Annotated in this window: 16 protein-coding genes and 3 pseudogenes; 10 read left to right on the top strand and 9 right to left on the bottom strand. The window is 61.0% G+C overall.

All coding sequences use genetic code 11. The features are described 5' to 3' along the window. The first annotated feature begins 16 nt into the window (after positions 1-16). Together XH80_RS05470 and XH80_RS05465 are read left to right on the top strand one after the other, a co-directional pair. Positions 17-277, top strand: a complete 261-nt coding sequence (locus XH80_RS05470) for a PilZ domain-containing protein (protein WP_271597691.1) — start codon at positions 17-19, stop codon at positions 275-277. 434 nt (positions 278-711) lie between these two features. Then, positions 712-924, top strand: coding sequence for a hypothetical protein (locus XH80_RS05465; protein WP_271597670.1), 213 nt, complete (start codon positions 712-714; stop codon positions 922-924). 101 nt (positions 925-1,025) lie between these two features. Here the strand turns inward: XH80_RS05465 and XH80_RS05460 are convergent, their stop codons facing one another. The 4 genes from XH80_RS05460 to XH80_RS05445 form a co-directional block, all read right to left on the bottom strand. Further along, entirely contained in the window at positions 1,026-1,220 is a 195-nt protein-coding gene (locus XH80_RS05460; RefSeq protein ID WP_271597669.1) for a hypothetical protein, read from the bottom strand. Positions 1,221-1,739: 519 nt separating this feature from the next. Continuing rightward, positions 1,740-1,940 (bottom strand): ATP-dependent DNA ligase, encoded by a 201-nt coding sequence (locus XH80_RS05455; RefSeq protein ID WP_333968644.1) that lies wholly within the window; start codon positions 1,938-1,940, stop codon positions 1,740-1,742. 705 nt (positions 1,941-2,645) lie between these two features. Continuing rightward, a complete protein-coding gene (locus XH80_RS05450) occupies positions 2,646-2,918 on the bottom strand; it encodes a hypothetical protein (protein ID WP_271597668.1) in 273 nt (90 codons plus the stop codon). 36 nt (positions 2,919-2,954) lie between these two features. Beyond that, the gene (locus tag XH80_RS05445) at positions 2,955-3,263 is read right to left on the bottom strand and encodes a hypothetical protein (protein ID WP_271597667.1); all 309 of its coding nucleotides are present in this window, start codon (positions 3,261-3,263) and stop codon (positions 2,955-2,957) included. Between the two features lie 2,194 nt (positions 3,264-5,457). Between XH80_RS05445 and XH80_RS43915 the strand changes: the two genes are divergently transcribed. After that, a complete protein-coding gene (locus tag XH80_RS43915; RefSeq protein WP_442869119.1) occupies positions 5,458-5,913 on the top strand; it encodes an HNH endonuclease in 456 nt (151 codons plus the stop codon). Between the two features lie 181 nt (positions 5,914-6,094). Here the strand turns inward: XH80_RS43915 and XH80_RS43910 are convergent. Continuing rightward, a pseudogene (locus tag XH80_RS43910) lies at positions 6,095-6,274 on the bottom strand (hypothetical protein); the annotation flags it as partial. Positions 6,275-6,596: 322 nt separating this feature from the next. On the opposite strand from XH80_RS43910, the gene XH80_RS05435 reads away from it, so the two are divergent. Both XH80_RS05435 and XH80_RS05430 read left to right on the top strand, forming a co-directional pair. Continuing rightward, the gene (locus XH80_RS05435; RefSeq protein WP_271597666.1) at positions 6,597-7,112 is read left to right on the top strand and encodes a hypothetical protein; all 516 of its coding nucleotides are present in this window, start codon (positions 6,597-6,599) and stop codon (positions 7,110-7,112) included. A 238-nt stretch (positions 7,113-7,350) separates the two neighbouring features. After that, entirely contained in the window at positions 7,351-9,003 is a 1,653-nt protein-coding gene (locus tag XH80_RS05430) for a porin (RefSeq protein ID WP_271597665.1), read from the top strand. A 215-nt stretch (positions 9,004-9,218) separates the two neighbouring features. Here XH80_RS05430 and XH80_RS05425 read toward each other — a convergent pair. The 3 genes and pseudogenes from XH80_RS05425 to XH80_RS05415 all read right to left on the bottom strand — a co-directional run bounded on the left by XH80_RS05425 (position 9,219) and on the right by XH80_RS05415 (position 13,004). Next, positions 9,219-10,560: pseudogene (locus XH80_RS05425) on the bottom strand (transposase). An 88-nt stretch (positions 10,561-10,648) separates the two neighbouring features. Beyond that, positions 10,649-10,918, bottom strand: coding sequence for a DUF1330 domain-containing protein (locus XH80_RS05420; protein ID WP_442869118.1), 270 nt, complete (start codon positions 10,916-10,918; stop codon positions 10,649-10,651). Positions 10,919-11,909: 991 nt separating this feature from the next. Continuing rightward, entirely contained in the window at positions 11,910-13,004 is a 1,095-nt protein-coding gene (locus XH80_RS05415) for a LacI family DNA-binding transcriptional regulator (protein WP_271597664.1), read from the bottom strand. 181 nt (positions 13,005-13,185) lie between these two features. Between XH80_RS05415 and XH80_RS05410 the strand changes: the two genes are divergently transcribed. The 5 genes from XH80_RS05410 to XH80_RS05390 all read left to right on the top strand — a co-directional run bounded on the left by XH80_RS05410 (position 13,186) and on the right by XH80_RS05390 (position 19,417). Beyond that, entirely contained in the window at positions 13,186-14,259 is a 1,074-nt protein-coding gene (locus tag XH80_RS05410) for an ABC transporter ATP-binding protein (protein ID WP_271597663.1), read from the top strand. A gap of 97 nt (positions 14,260-14,356) precedes the next feature. After that, positions 14,357-15,574: an ABC transporter substrate-binding protein gene (locus XH80_RS05405; protein ID WP_442869121.1), complete on the top strand. Its 1,218-nt coding sequence runs from the start codon at positions 14,357-14,359 to the stop codon at positions 15,572-15,574. Between the two features lie 29 nt (positions 15,575-15,603). Then, positions 15,604-16,551 (top strand): carbohydrate ABC transporter permease, encoded by a 948-nt coding sequence (locus tag XH80_RS05400; protein ID WP_442869117.1) that lies wholly within the window; start codon positions 15,604-15,606, stop codon positions 16,549-16,551. Next, complete coding sequence (locus XH80_RS05395; RefSeq protein ID WP_271597661.1) at positions 16,548-17,402, top strand: carbohydrate ABC transporter permease; 855 nt, start codon at positions 16,548-16,550, stop codon at positions 17,400-17,402. Before XH80_RS05400 ends, XH80_RS05395 begins: the two co-directional genes overlap by 4 nt. Next, complete coding sequence (locus tag XH80_RS05390; protein WP_271597688.1) at positions 17,399-19,417, top strand: alpha-glucosidase; 2,019 nt, start codon at positions 17,399-17,401, stop codon at positions 19,415-19,417. The genes XH80_RS05395 and XH80_RS05390 overlap by 4 nt, the downstream gene beginning before the upstream one ends. 107 nt (positions 19,418-19,524) lie before the next feature. On the opposite strand, the pseudogene XH80_RS05385 reads toward XH80_RS05390, so the two are convergent. Next, positions 19,525-19,710 (bottom strand): annotated as a pseudogene (locus tag XH80_RS05385) (IS110 family transposase); the annotation flags it as partial. Positions 19,711-19,754: the final 44 nt, after the last annotated feature.

Raw genomic sequence — 19,754 nt, 5'->3', positions numbered from 1 at the left:
ATTCTTCATCTTGACCATGCAGCTTTCCTCCATGCGAGAGCGGGCTTCGATACGAACCGAAGTGCTATTGCCAGGCACCATCGAGTTTGGTCTAAACTCAGTGGCGTGCATGATCCGCAATTTTTCCGAGCAGGGTGCCGCGCTCGACGTAAGCAGCTCGTTCGGCCTGCCCGATTACTTCACGCTCGTTCTAACCCTAGAAGGCCGGCGCTTTTCAGCCCGTGTTATCTGGCGGCAAGACATGCGTATCGGCGTTGCGTTTGAATCAAGCATCTAGCTCACGCGCCTTGTAGCCTTCAGCCCGATCTCGACCAAGCGCCGTCCAGATTGCGGGCGCGCTGCGAAGGTATATCGCTTCGGTCAAGCGGGTTGCGGAAACCTGGGGCATCCAGCTCCGGTGACGAAGCTGGATGCCGTTCACGTGGACGGCTTTTTCCTTTGGGGCAGCCCTTGAAGACTGAATTGAAAACGTGCAGTGCCAATCGTCCGACAACGGATGCCGAAATTGTCGCAGGTGAGCGCGAGCGTCTCCGGCCAGGTTGGCCTACGATGTGCTTAGGACTCGTGTGCCGCGCCGATCGTGCGGAACGTCGCGCCTGCGGCTTTCGTTCGCCGGCGGGGCGACGGCGGTTTTTAGCTAATTTACAAGGAGCGCCGCTCTCGATAGCATCTCCCGATTGCAAATCCGAAATTTTGTTGTGGAGTAGCGTTATGTCGAGTGCGATCGAGATGATTGTGAGCGGGTACGCCAAGCTCGGGGATCGTCAGTCCCTGGAAAATCTGAGGACCCATCGTCGACACTTGGCAATCGACCTGAAAGCCAGAACCGGCTTCGACTGTCGAGCTTCCATTGCTGAGGTCGAGCAGGACATTGCCGCCATAGAAGTGGGCCTCCAGACGCTGTCCGGCCCGATTGGCGGTTGATCACCGCTGGTCATCCAAGGCATTTGAATATCTTGGTGCCCTGCCGTCGCGCTGGCAGGCTAACTCTGCGCACGTGTTCTATGCGGCACTGAGCACTTGCACTACCATTCGAATGACGACTTCGCCGGCCCCCAGCTCCATTTGCCCGGCAAGTAATGGCTACCGTCTTCCGCACACGTTTCCGTTTCGGCGAAATTGACATTGGACGGTTGAGTATGGACGGCGCGGGCAGAATCTGCGGCGACCTTGGTGCGGTCTTCGTCCGGTTTAAGGCTCTGAGCGTGATCGATTGCCATGCGGGGCCTCCGATGTGTTGCGAACACTCTAGCAACACAGTCGGAAGATGCTGTCACCGAACCGCTACATCGGTCGGCCATTCGCTCGGCAGATGGAACACCAATTGTTTCAACGAGTAATAGTTGATCATGCCCCGCGCGGGTTCACGCTGGCGGCGCGTCAGTAACAACCCCCTGCCGGTGCACGCGACAGGGGCCGTGCAGGTGGATGGCGCAAGGCTCACGCGGATGAGGTGTCGCACCAAGGACCCGCACAACTAGTGAACGCCATCGGCGCGCGATGGATGGGCGCAAATGTTGTGCAATGGGCGCAAATAAGAGGCCAGATGATTTCGCGGTTAGCGCCGTGCCCTTCACCCTATCTACTCCATAACCTCATATTGGAGTGCCACGCCCTCTGACGTTCTCCAGGCTCTATCGGGGTCGCCTACATCATTCGCCGGCTTGCGGGGTAAGCGGATACTCCTGGCTGAGCCGGCGGGCCGCGAAGGTCCCGAAGCCAAACGAGCCAAGCCGCCATCACAATTCGCTGTTCATTGCCGGATGACTCCGGTTCTTGACCTTGATCCACTCCTTTGAGCGGCCGGCCTGGTAGGGTCGATCCCGACGCTTCGAGACGATACCCTCGAGGCCCATTCCGACGGCTGCTCGGAACAGATCCGGTCCGATCTCGCCCAGCTCGAACGGGGCGATGAAGATTCCGTCCGGGCCGCTCGACACTATCCGTCAAGGCCATTGCCCCAAACTTCAGACTCAGGCTTCTTCATCGAGCCGGACTTACCTCGATGGGGGACCAACGTGCATGGCGAAGCCGGATGCATCCTTTGCTGTCAAGCCAGAGTGCTGATAGCTCTTTTTCCGGTGCCTGACGGCTGCGAGCTGAAGCTCTATGAATGTGCTAGCTGCGCTAGCCGTATGTGGCTGGTCACTAGAGCATCGACGCCAAAGCGGGGCAAAGACGAAAGGCAGTTTACGACAATCGACGCTGCGCTAAATGTCGCTGCCCTCGGAGTACGATTGCCCAGTAAACCTATCAGGCGGTGATAGGGATCGAATCGACCCTCCGACACGGCAAGCATCTGTAGGCGTATACGGCGGGCAAATTTGCAACCCGTGGCAGCACCGCAAGGTAATCCATGGGCCGTCTGCACTCCTTGCAGATAAGGATCGGTGGATTCTCCCGCGTCATCGCGGCAGGTTAGGTTCTCCATCTGTGGAGTGCACGACCGGCGAAATACTGGGGGACTATCGAAATTCGGCGGGCGTCAAATCAAAAGCAAAAAGGCCGCCTGCTTGAAAACAAGCGCAGGCGGCGACTATCCAGCCCCGAGGGGGATGATTGCAAAACCCCGGTAATTGTTAGTCTGCACGCGCCATGCCAAGGTTCAACGCGTCAACTTAGGACGTTGGAAAATTTACGGGTGGTCATCGCGACATCTGATTGTCGCCTGGCGACAAAAGCCGGACGTAGGTCCCGCTCTCGTGCAGTTCCATCCAGCCGTTTTTGATCGCGTATTTGATGCCGGCGCCGAACTCGGCGCCCGTCGTGTTGCATCCGGACTTCGACAGGAAAGGGCTGTTGATCCTCTCGATGTGGATGCGGCCGGCTTGGACCGCCTCGACACCCTTGGCGAGCTCGACCAGCTTCCGTGCTGCGACCTCTGGATCAGAATACGGACGCTCATTCATCAGCTTCATTGATCAGCCCCTTGCGGTGCGTCCTATAGGCGATTCTCAATCCATCGGGGCACTCCGAATCTTGCTCGGCAAAATGGCCTGCTCGGTGCCGTTGCTGCCGGCGACAATACAGGGCCCGCGCATGCCGCAGGCTGTGCAGACGAACCGCGGCTCGAGCTGCGAAATCCTGAGTTCGTTCGGCCATCGGTCGACGTACTCGGCTGCAAGCTTGACGTTGTGGCTGCAGCGATAGTCCAACCAGAACACGATCAGATCTCGCACGCCCGTCGACCTTAAGTCGCCCAGCGTGATCTTGAGCGGCCGGCCGTCCGCGTGCGTGGGCGTGTGGCGTCGAGAACAGGGCATGGCGCTATCGAAGCGCGGCGCTGGCGGGCTTCTTCCGTGGTTAGCGTTCCGGTGTTGAGCGAGTGAGAACTTCGTAGGCTCGCTCTGCCTGCTCCCTCGTCAAATTGGCTGCCATGTCCGTACCGAGCAGCGCCGGGCCCCGGCGCTCTCGATCGTAAACCATCCAACCTTTGCCCCCCATTCGAATGAAAAATCTGCTTGTGGTTCGCCCACTTTCACCCACCACGGTCTCTTGGTCTCTTTTGCAATCTGTTGAGTAGGCCTCGCTCATTCCGCGGCTGCAAGACACATGTGAATCTAGTCGGGAAAAATATGCAGCTGGAACTGTGCGAAAGCGAACAGAGCCACCCTGCGATCTGTGAGCAGGCTTTTCATTGCTTGGTGCCTTCGAACCAAGCACCTCCAGCGGCCCCGACCCGTCCTCCTCCAAAGCCCAAAGTTGGTCGGGGCCGTGCGAGCTACTGCGCGCGTGGGTGTGGAAAGCGTTCTCTTGTTGCTCGAATGGGGCCATCACCCGTCTGCTGATCGCGTTCTGGGGCTTGCACAAACAAGTACAAGCTGTCCCGAGAATCGTTTTATCTTCACCTTAGCCAAACCTCACGGGGGAAGCGGGGAATGGTTAGGCCCGGTGCGCGATCACCGGACAAGAACCGCGCCGGGCCACGAGCGTTTGATTGTCAGAAATACCGTCGGTTCATGCTGGCGGGCCCTCCACCCCGTGAAATTTGGCGCTCGATAGGCTCCTTTCCGGTCACCTTGCACCGGGGAACAGGCCTTTGGCGGCTCGATCTTGAAGCCAAATCGGACGGCTCTCATTTCAGCCGCCTGGCGCGTCCCGAAGTATTCCTTGCAGCTTTCATCGCTCTTCATCATGTGACTCCTGAGGCCAGAATGGCCGAACGAGAAATCGGCACGCTGGCAGACGGCCAGCAACGCACCAGGGTTAGGCGCCCCAACCCTCGATCAAGCCACGCGTAATTCGAACGAACATTCTCGCCAATCGATCGCTTGCTCGCGCGGGACTTGTCCTGGACGGAGCCGCCGCGATGGCAGGTCGTCGAAGTAGAAATAGACGCTCCGGCGACCATCAGCGAAGCGTACCTCGAAGCTTCCTGTGCCGGGCACGGCTTCGTGTTTGAGAAGGCGGACACTCGTCGGTACTGCCGAGAGTCAAATGGTTGATTCCTTGTGGCACTGAACGAGCGCGAGCCACTGGGAGTCGTGGGTGTGGAAAAGCGGGATCAACTTTAAGGACCCTGTCGAAGTTAAGAGCGCTTCATGAAGAAGGGACGTCCTCGTGCCTCTGCTGATTGCGCGGCCCCGGGCGCTCGTCCCAGGTCACATACCCGCACCATCGACACCGATACATCGTCACCGTCCCATCGATGCGAGTGTTGACCAGTTCGCTCACGATTACGTCGCTGCTGCCGCGGCATCGTCCGCAGGTCGGCAGGGATGCAGGCGTCATGTTGAAGTCCGCCGCCTTTCCCACGAGGATAGCTCCAGAGCATGCCTTCCACCGCAGACTTCTCTGTGAACGGCCCGGCGCTATCAAAGTTCATACCCGGCGGGGAGAATAGAAAGAGGCCGTCAACTCAGGCGGCCTCACTCTTCACTGAGCAGTTCAACCTCCAGAGCCAGTATCTGAAATTAGAACTTGCGTTGCGGCTTCGCGATCATCCACGCCATCGGCGACTTGCCTCAATCGTGCGATCTTGGCTTCCAGTTCTTTCCGTGCGGTGAGGGCATCCTAAGCTTCCACCTCCTATTCCACCCCCTTCCACCGGCTTCCACCTCATGTGCTACCAACCCCTTATACCCCCAGGGCGGTGGAAGCACCGCCGCTGTGTTCGGTCAGGGACGCTGTCTAGTCGCTCCAGCCGGCCCGCCTACGGTCGGTAGCGGCTCACCGGGAGCCCGATCAAGTGGTTGATGCGGTCTCGCGAGGCCCGTCGTATACGGCGGCGCGTCGTTGCTCGCTGTCGGGAGGTTGACCTTTTCCACGGTGACTGCAGACGCGATCACGACAACGGCGACCACGGCAAGTGCAAACAAGACCAATGCTGTCCGGTGCTGATCCATCAAAAACCCTCCGCGAAGGGCGAAACGCCAAGGCTTGAAATAAATGTCGGTAACCGAGCCCTAACGCGCCAGCGAGGGCTGGGTTTCACAATTGCAACCACGAAATGTTATAATGCCAACACGAGCAAAGCAATTCCGGCCGCCTCAGTGGCGACCCTACGTTAGACCCGTCTTCAAGTCAGACGCGTTCTACAAATCTGCAGTGTGGCGAGCGCTACGGGTCGCGTGCCTGCAGCGTGACGGTAACCGGTGCACCGAGGCTTTTTGCAGCACCCCGAACGACAGGCTAACGGCGCATCACATCATTGAACGCGGCACGCCCGGTTCGACCGACACGCTGGATAACTTCCGTGATGGAGATGAGCTCATCCTCGATGAGGAAGGGATCGACTTGCGCGACATAGTCGCAGTGCAAAGAGAGGCGGCTCGCGCTCTGGCAGGGCTTGCATCGGATAGCATGATAAGCTTCAGGGGTTCCCAAATCCGTCAAATGGCAATCGCGGTGTGCGATGAAACCGGCCCTGTGATGGAAGTCGAGTTCTCGTTCAAGATCATCCGCAGGCAGTAAGCGGCTTAAGTCGGCTGGGTCTTCGCCTGCACGCAACGCAAGGGCAGGCTGAGGGGAATCGCAGTGGCGATAGCAATCCTTTGCCGCGACGTCGTAGCGTGTTCGCGGTTGGTTCGACTCGGAAAAGTCTTTCCAGAAATGGGCAAGACTTTTCCGCGTCAAGAGAACGAACTGAGACGAGTCAACGCTGGTGACCGAGTCCGATTCCGAGCTTGATTGCCTTCTGGCGAAGCGAACCTTCAGTGCGCTTCATTTGTTTGGCGATCTTCGCAATCGGTGTGCGTGCCTTGGAGTGCGCACGCAGTTGCTTGACGTCATCTGCGCTGTAAGGGCGGTGTGTTCTTTTCTTGGCTTTTTTTTGCCATTTTGAATTCCCGAGTCGCTATTGACCGGGGCCTTCTAAGTAAGATCGTCGCGAATATCAACACCGCACCAGTTGCAACATCTTCTGTCAGTAGTTTTGTCGACGATCGCCAAAGCCATACTCATCGAGCGGCCCGCGATTGATGTCCGGTCCGCTACCATTTGCCGACCAATTGCGGACGTTGTCCGGATTCGCAGACGGGCCATAAACTGACATCTCCCAAAGCTGATAAAGAGGCGCGAGAAGGCTGAGATGTTAACTCTCCAATTCGGCTCTTCAGGTGCGCGTCTAACTAGCTAATGTGTTCTCGACGCATGCGATGATCGTGAGTAGTCTCTGTGCCAGGAAAGCACCTAGTGTCGTCGCGATCTTGACTAAGCTCACCAGAACTTGCGGAAGCTGCACTGCCTGCTGCGATGGCTGGCTGCAAATCGAGGTGCGCGGCCACAAGGTGGCCAAAGGGCACCCTTGCCCGTTCAGCGTTGCCCACCAATGTTCGATCTATCCCGAGCGTCCCCAGCATCCCTGCCGCGAATTCGTCTGCGGCTGGCTGGTCGCGTCGAGCCCGCTGCCCGATTGGATGCGGCCGGACCAATCCGGCATGATCATGCTGGCCGCCAACTTTGCCTGGCGCGGCCTGCCCGTCGACGTCGCGGTGCCGGTCGGCGAGCGGCCAAAGAAGAAGGCGCTGGACTGGCTGACGCGGTTCTGCGCCGAGAACAGGCGACTGCTGGTCTACCAGATCGGCGACGAGTGGTTCGCATTCGGGCCGCCCGTGTTCCAGACCGACATTGCCAACCGTCTCGCCCGCGGCGAAACGCCGTGGGGTGACTGAATTTAGCTCAGCGCAAACCCCAGAATTCATTGGCCTTTTAGCGCGAAACCTGCGGCAAACACCGCAATGCGGCAGATCGCCGCGCGACACGCTTTGTCGGGAACAGTTGCCTGCGAGACACACTCGGTTGCGAAAGCGAGTACCATCACACCAATCACATTGTATATGGTATCTGGCATACATTACCCTCCACTTTATCCGGACCCACTGAGAGTCCGCGGCGATAAAGGGGAAACCAATGAGGAAAGCCTTTCTGCTCGGCACAGGCTTCGCGGCCCTTTGTGCAACCAATATTAGCTATCCGTTAAGAGCTGCAACTATAGATGACGTCGTTGCCCGCCTCGATGCGCTCGAGCGCAGCAATGCCAAGCTTGCCAAGGAAAACGCGCAGCTGCGCGATCGCGTCAATCACATGAGCGAGCCGAAGGCCGCGGCGACAGCCGTCGCCCCGGCTTCGCCCAAGGGCAACCCGGTTCTTCACGCGGCGGTCGCGCCGTCCCCAGCGCCGGCACCTGCGGCGCCCGAGCACACCGTCGTCAGCATCGGCGGCGCCCCGCTCTACAGCAAGGCGCCCGGAAGCAATCCGTTCATCGACAACACCACGGTGACACTCTACGGCCACGTCGACCTCTCCGGCGACATCTTCAATGCCCGCGTTTACGATCAGGGCACGAAGTTCGGTGTCTCCAGCAACCTCACCTATTTCGGCGTTCGCGCGCGGCACAACCTCGATCCCTATGGCTATCCCGGATGGGCGGCCATCGCTCAGTTCGAGTCGCTCGTCGAGGTCGCAGCCGTTCCGACCGAGCGCGCAGCGTTCGGCACGCGCGACAGCTTCCTCGGCATGGAGAGCCCGTGGGGTACGATCAAGGCCGGCAAAGCCGACACGCCCTACAAGAAAGCAACGGCGAAGTTCGATCCGTTCTCGGCCACGCTCGGCGACTACAACTCGATCATGGGCAACACCGGCGGCGATCTCCGCGCCGAGTTCGATTGGCGCGCCGCGCATGCGATCTGGTATGAATCGCCGGTGTGGAACGGCTTCCAGGCCACCTTCATGATCTCGCCGGGCCAGAACACGGCGAAGGACAACAGCGACTTCGCCCTCGGCGATTTCAACTGCCCCGCCACCTCGGCGCGCGGCAGCGGCTCGGGTTTCCCGCTCACATCGGCACCGGAAGGCTGCAACGACGGCTCATACGGCAACCTCTACAGCGCATCGCTGACCTACAATCAGGGCGGCTTCACCGGCATCGCCGCTTACGAGCTGCATGAAGGCACAAACCGGACCGGCGACGAGGCGGTGACACCGCTCAGCAACGGCGGTGTGCTGGTCGTGCCACCCGGCGCAGTCGGCATCGCCAACGAATGGGCCGCGAAGGTCGGCGCCGGCTACAAGTTCAACGACGTGATCGGCAGCCTTCAGCTCTACGGCATCTACGAGGTCATGCGCCGTCAGAACACGGTCGCCGCTTTCGACGAGCGATCGCGCGACGGCTACTTCCTGAGCGCGACGCAGACCGTGGACAAGTGGGACCTCAGTGCCTCCTGGGCGCACGCCAATGCCTCGCCGGGCTCGCCGGGCACGGGCGTCATCAACGCCTATCCCACCCCCGGGGTCGCGGTCTCCGCTCCGGCCGGAGCCGCCGACTTCGCGCTTAACACGGTGGACTCCAGCGCCGACCAATACGCCATCGGCGTGAAGTATCACTTCAGCCCATTCGTGAGCTGGTACATGGTCGGCAGTTATCTGCGCAACGGCCCCGGCGCGCATTACTGCCTGGGTGTCAGCGGACACGGCTACGGCGTCTGCGGCCGCGATGCAAACAACAACGTTGTTGCCGGCAACAAGGCCGAAGCCGTCACGACCGGTATGACGTTTGATTTCTGAGGTCATCAGTACCACCGCAGCGACGAAGGGGAGCCTCTTGGCTCCTCTTCATCCCGATAAATACGTTGCCGGCGCTGACAACGGCTGAGACGCCTCGTCTCGGCGAAGGTGGGCACGCGATGCTTGGCCGAGGTCGGCTAAGGGTCGATTCTGTTGAAAAAGGCCGGCAGTATTCCGTTGTAATGGTTGGGCCGGGGATGAGATCGAAGTGGTCCCTATGCGGGCCTTGCGATAGGTGTCGCTATCAGCTTGGCCATCTTCCGAAGGTTCTGGGCGGTGGCTGCGAGAGTGAATTCGTCGCGTGCGCCGTTTGGGCCTCGTAATCGCAAACGGTTGAGCTTGAGAATGCGCTTGAGGTGCGCAAACAGCATCTCGATCTTCTTCCGCAACCGGCGTGAAGTACGGCCCTCCCATGATCGTGCTATGTCGCGAGCGCCCTCGTAGATCGAGCGAGACACTTTGCGGACCAAGTCCTTGGGGCAGCAGCGAGCCTTCAAGGCGCAGCCGGTGCAATCGCGCTTGCTCGCACGGTAGAGCATCGTTGCGCCATCGTTCACCAGTGTTCCGGTTGCGGTCAGCATCTTGCCGCCGGGGCAGGTATAGACGTCGCTGGTGTGGTCATAGGTGAAGTCCTCGCGCGAAAAGGTCCCGTCCGCGCGGACCGACTTGTCGAACACCGTCACGTGCGGCTCGATCCCGTGCTCGTAAACCAGCCAGCCGAGCATCTCGGCCGAGCCGTAGCCGCTGTCGCCGAGGAGCCTGGTGGGGTAAAGGTCGAACCGTTTGAGCGAGCGCTCAATCATGCGCTTGGCAGCCAACGCCTCCGCCCTGCCGGATTGCCGTGGTTGCCTCGACATCGACGATGATGGCGTTCTCGACGTCGACCAGATAGTTTGTCGAGTAGGCGAAGAAGGCTTGGCCGCCGTGCGCGCCCGTCCAGCGTGCCGCCGGATCGGCGGGCGACACGAACTTCGGGATGACCTCGGTCGCTGCTCCGAAAGCGGCATCGTCGAGGACGGCGAGGTACTCGCCTATCGCCCGGCCTGCCGCCTCCGGTGGGAGGCCCTTGTCCCCTTCAATCCCCTTTTGCCGATTGGCGTCGGCCTTTGATCAGGCTCGCATCGACGGCAAATCCTTCACCGCCGACCAGCCGCTCCTCGATACAACGGTGCAAGGCGTTCTCGAACACGCGAGGGAAGAGATCGCCTTCTCGGAAGCGACCATGTCTGTTCTTGGAGAATGTCGAGTGATCCGGCACCGCACCGTCCAGGCCGAGCCGGCAGAACCACCGGTAGGCCAAATTGAGATGAACCTCATCGCACAGCCGCCGCTCCGATCGGATGCCGAAGCAATAGCCGATCAGGAGCATCCGTATCATCAGCTCGGGATCGATCGAAGCCGGCCGATCTTACTGTAGAAGGGCGCCAAGTCCTGCCTAATCTGTTCAAGATCGACAAATCTATCGATCGAGCGAAGCAAGTGGTCGGAAGGGAAGTGCCTCTCGAGCGAGAACTCATAGAACAAAGCAGCCTGTTCGACTTGCCGATGTCCCATCATGATCTTCAGTCCTGCCAATTAGAGCTGCGTGGTGCGCGCCGCCGAGGCGGGGCTCAATCCGTGGGCTGCGGGCCCTCGTAGCCCTCGATCACGATGATATCGATGTCGCGCCCGCGCGCAGTGCCCTCGCCTTGGTGTATTCAGGTGAGCGGTAGCAGGCGAGCGCGGTTTCGTAGTCCTTGAACTCGATCACGATGTTGGGGTCGCGCGCCTTGCCCTCCACCGCCTCGAATGTGCCGCCGCGTACCAGGAATTTCGCGTGGTATTTGCAGAGCACCGCCGCGAGGGCGGGGCCGTAGGCTTTGGTGTATTCGGGTTTGATCACATCGATGCGCCCGATCCAATACCCGTTCGGCATGTTGTCCTCCTCATTTTTGCATTCTCAAATTAAGAGGGGCCGCTGGGAAGCGAAGGGCCATTTCCGGACTCATGCACCGCAGTAGTGGCAGTACGGCGACCCGCGCGCGCTCGCGGCCGACGTGGCCTTACCCCCGTTCGACAACGACTGTTCCCCTCACCACGAACAGGATTCGGTTGCCGTCAGTTACCTCAATGGAAGACATAGGTGTTGCGGGAACGCTCCGCAGCTCTTTTGAGGCCGTCTGGCATCCGCTGCGCGGCTCGGTGACATGCTGCCCCATCCGTCGGGAACAGTTCTCCACGCAGGTCTTCTGTCTTTTGGCTCGCGCATGCTAATGAAAGAAGTAACGAGGCATTGCAGCTTCCTCCATTCATGAGCAACCAAGGATAGAGCGGCTTGGTTCAAGAGCCGGAGTTGGTTCCTAACGCATTCGTGTAGAAGATATGCTGATTGAGAAGATCGGCCTATTGGCTGCATCGGCCACCTCCAGTGACCAATCTTGGCCCGGTCGATACCTGCCGTCGATCCCGTTATGTGGGTGACGACGTCGTCCCAGGCGTGCTCTTCTTCGGCGGGATAGTTGATCAGCACGTGTTTCGGCACCGAAGTCGGGACCTCATCCGTGATTCAAAATCGAATTCAGCACTTTGAGAGGGGGCCCAATCGGCGCCGATTGGAACCCTCTGAAAGAACAACTTCTCAAATGTTATCAGCCTATTGCGCCCGGTAAGGCAGGGATCCCATTTGGATCAGCAATGACAGCTTGATCCTGTCCGGCCCGAGGGGTGCACTCCAGAGAAGGGCTCAATCAGTGCGCCGAATGACACGCTTGGCGCGAGTTGCAGAAGAGGAGCACGCCGCCGACCTGCTCGAGCCGAAGCTCGGCCACAACGGCCGGGAAGTTGGGGACCAGCATGAGCGCCACGCCGCTCCATTGATATTAGCACTGCCTATCTCGCTGAAACAACCCGGCGTGATCGTCTGACTATCAGCTGCTTTGCCGATGCAGCAGGGTGAACCGCGTATCGATTACAGCCTGTTCCGGCCCGATGTCGGGATGCAGGATCCGAGCGATTATAAGTCGCGCGGCTTCCTTGCCGATCAGGTCGCCGGGCGGGCGGATTGTCGTCAGCGATGGATTTGCGGCTGCGCTGAAGCTCAAGTCGCCAAAGCCGACCACCGACAGGCGCTGGGGGATAGAGATGCCAAGCCGTTGACATTCGAAAATTACGCCCAGGGCGACATGATCGTTGGAGCAGGCGACCCCGTCGACATTCGGAAACCGATGCATGGCCTCGCCAAGCAGCATGGCGCCGACTTCGGCGCTCGCCGGAGCGGGGTGCTGGATGATCTCTGCGGTGACGTCAGGGACGTTTCGAGCCGTCTCGACGAAGCCTTGGGCACGCCGCGCCGCGCGGCGATCCTCGTGGAGACGGGCGCCGAGATACAGTAATCGCTTGCGCCCGCGCTGAACAAGATGCGACGCAGCGGCATGACCAACCTGGTCGTGGTGGAAGCCGACTGCCATGTCCATGGTTGGGGAACCAAGCTCCCAGATCTCGACAACAGGCACCTTGCTGTCGCGGAGCAGCCTGCGCGTTGCCGGGCTGTGAGAAAGGCCGGTCAAGACGACAGCGGCGGGGGCCCAGGACAGTGCCGTGCGGACCAGGTTCTCCTCGTCGTGCTCCTTGTACTCGGTGTGGCTGAGCATCACCTGTAGTCGCTGCTTGCCGAGTTCGTCCTGCAGGGCCGCGACGGTCTCGGCGAAGAACGCATTGCGGACCGATGGCACGATGATGCTCACGACGCGCGATGAGGCCGCTGCCAGGCCACCGGCCATCAGGTTCGGCACGTAATCGAGCGCTTCGATGGCGCGTGCGATCGCCCCGCTCGCCGCGGCCGAGACCGCATCTGGCTTTCTGAAATAGAGGGACACGGTGGAGGGCGACAGCTCTGCGCGCGCCGCCACATCCATGATCGTGACCCGTTGCATCTTGCGCCGGGTGCGTGTGGGCTTTGATGCGGCCATGCGGTCGTGGCTCAAGATAATAGCGCTATTACTTAACTGAAGCTTGGAAGCCATACAACCTCGTTTCGCCTGTCTAACGATATAGTTTGTGAAATCAGCTAGATATCATGGAGTTGTACATCATAGTTCGCCGGATTGAGCTGGGTGTGGCTCAGTCGTTGATTTCCATAAATCGCAGCGCTACTATAGATGATCACCGCGGCTGCAAGAACCGTCGGGACGGGAGAACGGGCTCATGGCTTCGGTCAGCCTGCGCAAGCTTGAGAAGAGCTACGGCGCGTTTCGCGTCGTCAAGGCGATCGACCTCGAGATCACGGACGGTGAATTCGTCGTGCTCGTCGGTCCGTCCGGCTGCGGCAAGTCGACCACGCTGCGCATGATCGCCGGCCTTGAACGCATCAGCGGCGGCGAGATCCGGATCGGCGATCGCATCGTCAACGATCTGCCGCCGCGCGAGCGCGACATCGCCATGGTTTTCCAGGACTACGCGCTCTACCCGCACAAGACGGTGCGCGAGAACATGGGCTTTAGCCTGAAGGTGCGCGGCGCGAATGCGGCGGACGCGGACGCCAAGATCAGGGACGCGGCGGAGGTGCTCGGCATCACGCATTTGCTCGACCGGCGGCCGGGACAGCTCTCCGGCGGTCAACGTCAGCGCGTCGCGATGGGCCGCGCCATCGTCCGGCGGCCGCAGGTCTTCCTGTTCGACGAACCGCTCTCCAATCTCGACGCAAAACTGCGCGGGCAGGTGCGCACGGAGATCAAGCGGCTGCATCAGACGATCGGGACCACCATCGTCTATGTCACCCACGACCAGGTCGAGGCGATGACCTTGGCCGACCGCATCGTCATCCTGCGCGGTGGCGATATCGAACAGATCGGCACGCCGGACCAAGTCTACAATGATCCGGCGAGCGTTTTCGTCGGTGGCTTCGTCGGCGCTCCTTCGATGAATTTTGCGAAGGCCAGGGCCGCCCAAGGCTATCTCGACTTCGCCGACGGCAACCGTCTGCCGCTTGCGAGCCTCGCCGGCACAAAACTCTGGGCCGCCGACGGGCGTGAATTCATCGTGGGCATCAGGCCCGAGCATTTCACGCCCCTGATGTCCGACATCGGCCTGAACTGCCAGGTTCAGGTCGTCGAGCCGCTCGGCTCCGATACGCTGGTGCATTTTGCGGTGGGCGGCGCGACGCTGACCGCGCGGCTGCCGCCCGAGCTGCGCCCGCAAGCCGGCGAAGCCATCAAGCTGGGGCTGGACCCCGCGAAGATTCACCTGTTCGATCCGGAGACGGAGCGCGCCTTGCAGTAAAGAGTGCGCAGCGAGACCACCAACAGCAAGCCAGTCAAGCCGCAACAAGCGGCGGATTATCCGGGAGGAAGGCATGAGTTCAGGACGCATTTCCAAGATGGCGGGATTGCTACTCGCGTGTGCCGCGGCCGCATTCGCAACCGGGGCATCCGCCGAGACAAATTTGAAGGTGTTCGTCACGAGCCAGGGGCAGCCCGCCATCTGGCGCACGCTGCTTGATCAGTACGAAGCGCGCAATCCCGGCGTCAAGGTCAGTATCGAGCTCGGCGGTACGACCTCGGACATGCAGGCGCAATATCTCAACACGGTGCTCACGGCGAAGGACTCCTCCCTCGACGTGCTGATGCTCGACGTGATCCGCCCGGCGCAGTTTGCGGCGGCGGGCTGGACCAGCCCGATCGCAAGCGACATGTCTTCCTATCTGCGCGCCTATGCCGAGGCGAACACGATCGACGGCAAGGTGGTGGCGCTCCCCGCCTTCGCCGATTCCATGTTTCTGTATTACCGCAAGGACCTGCTGGACAAATACGGGCTTCAGCCGCCAAAAACCTGGGACGAACTCGCGGACGCCGCCAAGAAGGTCGCGGACGGCGAGAACAATCCGAACCTGCAGGGTCTGTCGTTCCAGGGCAAGGCGATCGAAGGTGCGGTCTGCACCTTCCTGGTGCCGTACTGGAGCCAGGGCAAGGTGGTGACCAAGCATGGCAAGCTCGATTTCGATCGCGAGGCGGCGACTAAATCGCTCGCGCTCTGGAAGGGTTTTGCCGAGAGCGGCGTCGCCAAGAAGAACATTGCCGAGGTCGCGACCGACGATACGCGCAAGGAGTTCCAGGCCGGCAACGTCCTGTTCGCGGTGAACTGGGCCTATGCATGGGCAATGTCGCAGGGCGCCGAGTCCGCGGTCGCGGGCAAGGTTGGCGTCGCACGGCTTCCGGCCGTCAAGGGCGGCGAACAGGCGACCTGCCTTGGCGGCTGGGAGTGGGGCGTTTCCGCCTTTTCCAAGCATCAGGACGAAGCGAAGAAGCTGGTTGAATATTTATCGAGTCCAGAAGTCTCCAAATTCGTGGCCATCAACGGCTCCCTGCTGCCGACCTACGGCAAGCTTTACAAGGATGCCGACGTGACCAAGGCGGTGCCGTGGTTCGCCGACGCGCAGTCGATCGTCGAGACGGCAAAGCCGCGGCCGGTGACGCCGCGCTACAACGAGGTCAGTGAAGCGATCCGGACCACGGTCAACGCGGTGCTGGCGGGCGCGACCACGCCGGCGGACGGCGCCGCTCAGATCGAGGCACGCCTGAAGCGGATCATCCGCTAAAGCGCGTACTGCAGTCCGGATCGGACCTGATGACGACGACATCGATGTTCAAGAGCGAGGCCGATCGCCCGGTTGTGCGGCGTTCGTGGCTGTCGCGCTGGTCCGACCCTGATGACACCACACTTGCCGTGATGCTTCTGGCGCCCGCCGCGATCCTGCTCGGCGTGATGATCGTCTATCCGGTGAGCCGGCTGATCTACACCAGCTTTCTCGACCTCTCGCTGACGTCGGGCCTGCCGGCGCGGTTCGCGGGGCTCGCGAACTTCAAGCAGATGCCCGACGATCCGGTGTTCTGGCAGGCGACCTGGAACACGGTGCTGATCACGCTCATCACCGTGCCCGGCTCGCTCGTCGTCGGGTTCGCACTCGCGCTGCTCGCCAATCTGCCATTCCAGATGAAATGGCCGGTCAGGCTTTCGCTGCTCATTCCCTGGGCGTTGCCGCTCTCCTTCGCCGGCCTGATCTTCGGCTGGTTCTTCCATTCCGAGTACGGCGTCGTCAACGACGTACTCAACCGGATCGGCCTGCCGGGCGTGATCTGGTTTAACTCGCCGCGGCTCGCCTTCGCCGCGATCTGCCTGGCCATCATCTGGAAGGCCTCGTCCTTCATGGCGATGATCATTCTCGCAGGCCTGCAGACCATTCCGCGTTCGCTTTACGAGGCCGCCGACGTCGACGGCGCCGGGCGCGTGCGGCAGTTCTTCGAGATCACGCTGCCGCTGCTGAAGCCCACGATCGTCGTCGCGCTGATCTTCCGCACTATCACCGCGCTGCAGACCTTCGACATTCCCTACATGATGACGGGCGGAGGGCCGGGCACCGAAACCGCGACGCTGGCCATGTACATTCATCAAAACACGGTGTCGTTCCTTGACCTGGGCTACGGGTCGGCGCTCGCCGTGGTGATGTTCGGCCTGTCGATGCTGGTCACCGCGCTATACTTGCGCATGATCCGCGGCAGCGGGGCTGCATCATGACCACGGCTGCCGCCTCTACGTTCGACTCGGCTCTGTCAGGCAGGCCGCTGCGGGCCATCGCCGCGCTCATTCTCATCGTCAACGGCCTATTCCCGGCGCTTTGGATCCTGCTGACCTCATTCAAGACCGAGGCGGAGCTCACGCAGAAGCCGATCACCTGGCTCCCGCACGCTGCAACGCTGCGGAATTACATCCAGGCGTTCTCCGACCAGCCGCTGCTCACCTTCCTGTTCAACAGCTTCATGGTCGCGCTGCTCTCGACCGCGCTGACACTGCTGGTCTCGGTGCTCGCAGCCTACGCGCTCGCGCGGCTGAACTTGCGGTTCAGGGGGCTGATCATGTCCGTCATCATCGCAGTCTCCACCTTTCCGCTGGTGACGCTGCTGGTCCCGCTGTTCGAGACGATGCGCGCTCTCAATCTCCTCAATTCGTGGACGGCATTGATCCTGCCCTACACCGTGCTGAGCCTGCCCGTCTGCACCCTGGTGCTGACCTCCTTCTTTGAAGGTATTCCGCGCGATCTGGAGAATGCGGCCATGATCGACGGTTGCACGCGGTTCGGCGCCCTGTTCAGGGTGGTGGTGCCGCTGTCGGCGCCCGGTGTCTTCACCGCCGGCATCCTCGCCTTCGTCAACGCCTGGGACGAATTCCTGCTGGCCCTGTCGTTCAACTCCAATCCGGGATTGCGGACGCTGCCGGTCGGCATCCAGCTCTATCAGGGCGAGTTTGCGTTTCCCTGGCCGGTGATCTCGGCTGCGCTTGTGGTCGGCATCGTGCCCATCGCGATCCTGATCGTGATTTTCCAGGAGCGCGTCGTCTCGGGGTTGACCGCAGGCGGCGTCAAGGGCTGACGGAAAGGCCGGAAGAAATGGACTTGAAACTTGACACGACCTCGTCCGGCTTTGTGCTGTCCATTTCGGGTCGCCGGATACTCTTGCACAGCGCTGCGGCGCCATGTTTCTTCATCGGCCGCGGCAATGACCGCATCGAAATGCATCGCGGCCGCTTCGAAATCGAGGATCGCCTCGTCGAACGCTGCCCGCTCGCGCATGCCGAGATCGACGGCAACACGATCATGTTGTCCTCTGCCACCGGGCAGCCGCCGCGCCTCGCGGCGACGCTTGAGGGCAATGCGCTGAAGCTGCGCTCGCTCGATTCCGCCGTGAATCGATTCTGGCTGCGCGTCGTGGCTGACCGCGACGAGCATATCTGGGGCGGCGGCGAGCAATTCTCCTATTTTGATCTGCGTGGACGACGGTATCCGTTGTGGAGTTCGGAGCCGGGCGTCGGACGCGACAAGACGACGGAGATCACCTTCAAGGCGGACGCGACCGGCCACGCGGGCGGCGACTACTATCACACCAACTATCCGCAGCCGACCTACATCTCCTCAGCGCGCTACGCGCTTCACGTCGAGACGTCAGCCTACAGCGTGTTCGATTTTCGCGAGAGCGAGTTTCACGAGATCGAGGCCTGGGCCGTCCCTGAACGCATCGAGTTGTTTGCCGCGCCGTCGTTCGTCGCGCTGGTGGAGACGCTGTCCGATCGGTTCGGTCGCCAACCACCGCTTCCGGAATGGATCTACAATGGCGCGATCATCGGCCTGAAGGACGGCGCGAACTCGTTCACGCGCCTCGCGACCATGCGCACGGCGGGCGTCAAGGTGTCCGGTCTCTGGTGCGAGGACTGGGTCGGGATTCGACAGACAACCTTCGGTGCGCGGCTGTTCTGGGACTGGAAGGCGAACGAGACGCGTTATCCTGGCCTGCGGCAGCGCATCGCCGAATTGAACGACCAGGGCGTCCGCTTTCTCGGTTACGTGAACCCGTATCTCGCCAGCGATGGCGTCCTGTTCGCGGAGGCCGAGAATGCCGGCTATTTCGTCAAGGATGCCTCCGGACAAACGGCCCTGATCGATTTCGGTGAATTCCACTGCGGCACCGTCGATTTCACCAATCCGCATGCCGCGGCATGGTTCAACGAGGAAATCATCGGCAGGAACATGCTCGACTACGGCCTATCCGGTTGGATGGCTGATTTCGGGGAATATCTGCCGGTCGACGTGCGTCTTGCCAGCGGCATCGATGCAAGGCTTGCGCACAACCTCTGGCCGACGCTGTGGGCCGAAGTGAACGCGAAGGCGGTGGAGAGCCGCGGCCGCACTGGCGAGGCCGTGTTCTTCATGCGGTCCGGCTTCACGGGCGTGCAGAAGTTCTGCCCGTGGCTATGGGCCGGCGATCAATCGGTCGACTTTTCCAGGCATGACGGGCTGGTCACGGTGATCTGCGCCGCCCTGTCGTCGGGATTGCTCGGCAACGCCTATCACCACTCCGACATCGGCGGCTACACCAGCCTATTCGGCAGTGTGCGCACACCCGAGCTGCTGATGCGTTGGAGCGAGATGGCGGCCTTTACGCCTGTGATGCGCAGCCACGAAGGCAACAGGCCCCGTGACAATCTTCAGCTCGACGGCAATCCGACGGTTCTCGCGCATTTCGCTGCGATGACGTCGATCTACGTTCACCTCTCGCCTTACCTGCGGGCGTTGTCGCTGGAAGCTGCGCGCCGGGGCCTGCCGGTGCAACGTCCGCTGTTTCTCCATCACGAAGACGACCGGCGAACCTATGGCATTCAGGATTGCTACCTTTATGGCCGTGATCTGCTTGTCGCGCCCGTCTGGCAGGCGGGTCAGGATCAGCGGAGCCTCTACCTTCCGACAGGGACCGACTGGATTCATGTCTGGACCGGCCAGTCATTTGCAGGCGGACAGGACCTATCTGTCGCGGCGCCGTTGGGACGACCGCCAGTTTTCTATCGCGCGGATAGTGAGTTCGAGGTTCTTTTTGTTGAATTGCGGGATTTGTGAAGCCTCCTAGATTGCTGCGTTTAGGCTGACTTTCTTCCAGACGCCCTCGTTCGCCGCTCTCGCCGGTTGCGATTCCGACGCGCTCCTGCGCCAGCAGCGGCGCTCGCTGACCAATGGTGCGATGATGCGCAAGCTTCGATCCCCACCAGGCATGGCGGCAACTTCTGGAAACACGCCAAGATGTGGCGGCGCTTCAACTAACGGCGTACGACCACCTGGCCGGCTGCATCAACGCCATGCACTTGGAAGACCGACATCGCAATATCAAGGCCAATCGTCGAAATCGACTGCATAGGTTGCTCCTCCGAATCGTGGGAGCCTCAAGACGGCACCATTC

Origin of the sequence: Bradyrhizobium sp. CCBAU 45384 (genome assembly GCF_028128665.1) — a bacterium.
Lineage (GTDB): Bacteria > Pseudomonadota > Alphaproteobacteria > Rhizobiales > Xanthobacteraceae > Bradyrhizobium > Bradyrhizobium manausense.
This window is presented reverse-complemented; position numbering and strand designations above follow the sequence as displayed.

Excerpts from the sequence above, each read along its gene's own strand:
- XH80_RS05470 (WP_271597691.1), top strand. The coding sequence starts at position 17 with ATGCAGCTTTCCTCCATGCGAGAGCGGGCTTCGATACGAACCGAAGTG.
- XH80_RS05465 (WP_271597670.1), top strand. The coding sequence starts at position 712 with ATGTCGAGTGCGATCGAGATGATTGTGAGCGGGTACGCCAAGCTCGGG.
- XH80_RS05460 (WP_271597669.1), bottom strand. The coding sequence starts at position 1,220 with ATGGCAATCGATCACGCTCAGAGCCTTAAACCGGACGAAGACCGCACC.
- XH80_RS05450 (WP_271597668.1), bottom strand. The coding sequence starts at position 2,918 with ATGAAGCTGATGAATGAGCGTCCGTATTCTGATCCAGAGGTCGCAGCA.
- XH80_RS05445 (WP_271597667.1), bottom strand. The coding sequence starts at position 3,263 with ATGCCCTGTTCTCGACGCCACACGCCCACGCACGCGGACGGCCGGCCG.
- XH80_RS43915 (WP_442869119.1), top strand. The coding sequence starts at position 5,458 with ATGCCAACACGAGCAAAGCAATTCCGGCCGCCTCAGTGGCGACCCTAC.
- XH80_RS05435 (WP_271597666.1), top strand. The coding sequence starts at position 6,597 with ATGATCGTGAGTAGTCTCTGTGCCAGGAAAGCACCTAGTGTCGTCGCG.
- XH80_RS05430 (WP_271597665.1), top strand. The coding sequence starts at position 7,351 with ATGAGGAAAGCCTTTCTGCTCGGCACAGGCTTCGCGGCCCTTTGTGCA.
- XH80_RS05420 (WP_442869118.1), bottom strand. The coding sequence starts at position 10,918 with ATGCCGAACGGGTATTGGATCGGGCGCATCGATGTGATCAAACCCGAA.
- XH80_RS05415 (WP_271597664.1), bottom strand. The coding sequence starts at position 13,004 with ATGGCTTCCAAGCTTCAGTTAAGTAATAGCGCTATTATCTTGAGCCAC.
- XH80_RS05410 (WP_271597663.1), top strand. The coding sequence starts at position 13,186 with ATGGCTTCGGTCAGCCTGCGCAAGCTTGAGAAGAGCTACGGCGCGTTT.
- XH80_RS05405 (WP_442869121.1), top strand. The coding sequence starts at position 14,357 with ATGGCGGGATTGCTACTCGCGTGTGCCGCGGCCGCATTCGCAACCGGG.
- XH80_RS05400 (WP_442869117.1), top strand. The coding sequence starts at position 15,604 with ATGACGACGACATCGATGTTCAAGAGCGAGGCCGATCGCCCGGTTGTG.
- XH80_RS05395 (WP_271597661.1), top strand. The coding sequence starts at position 16,548 with ATGACCACGGCTGCCGCCTCTACGTTCGACTCGGCTCTGTCAGGCAGG.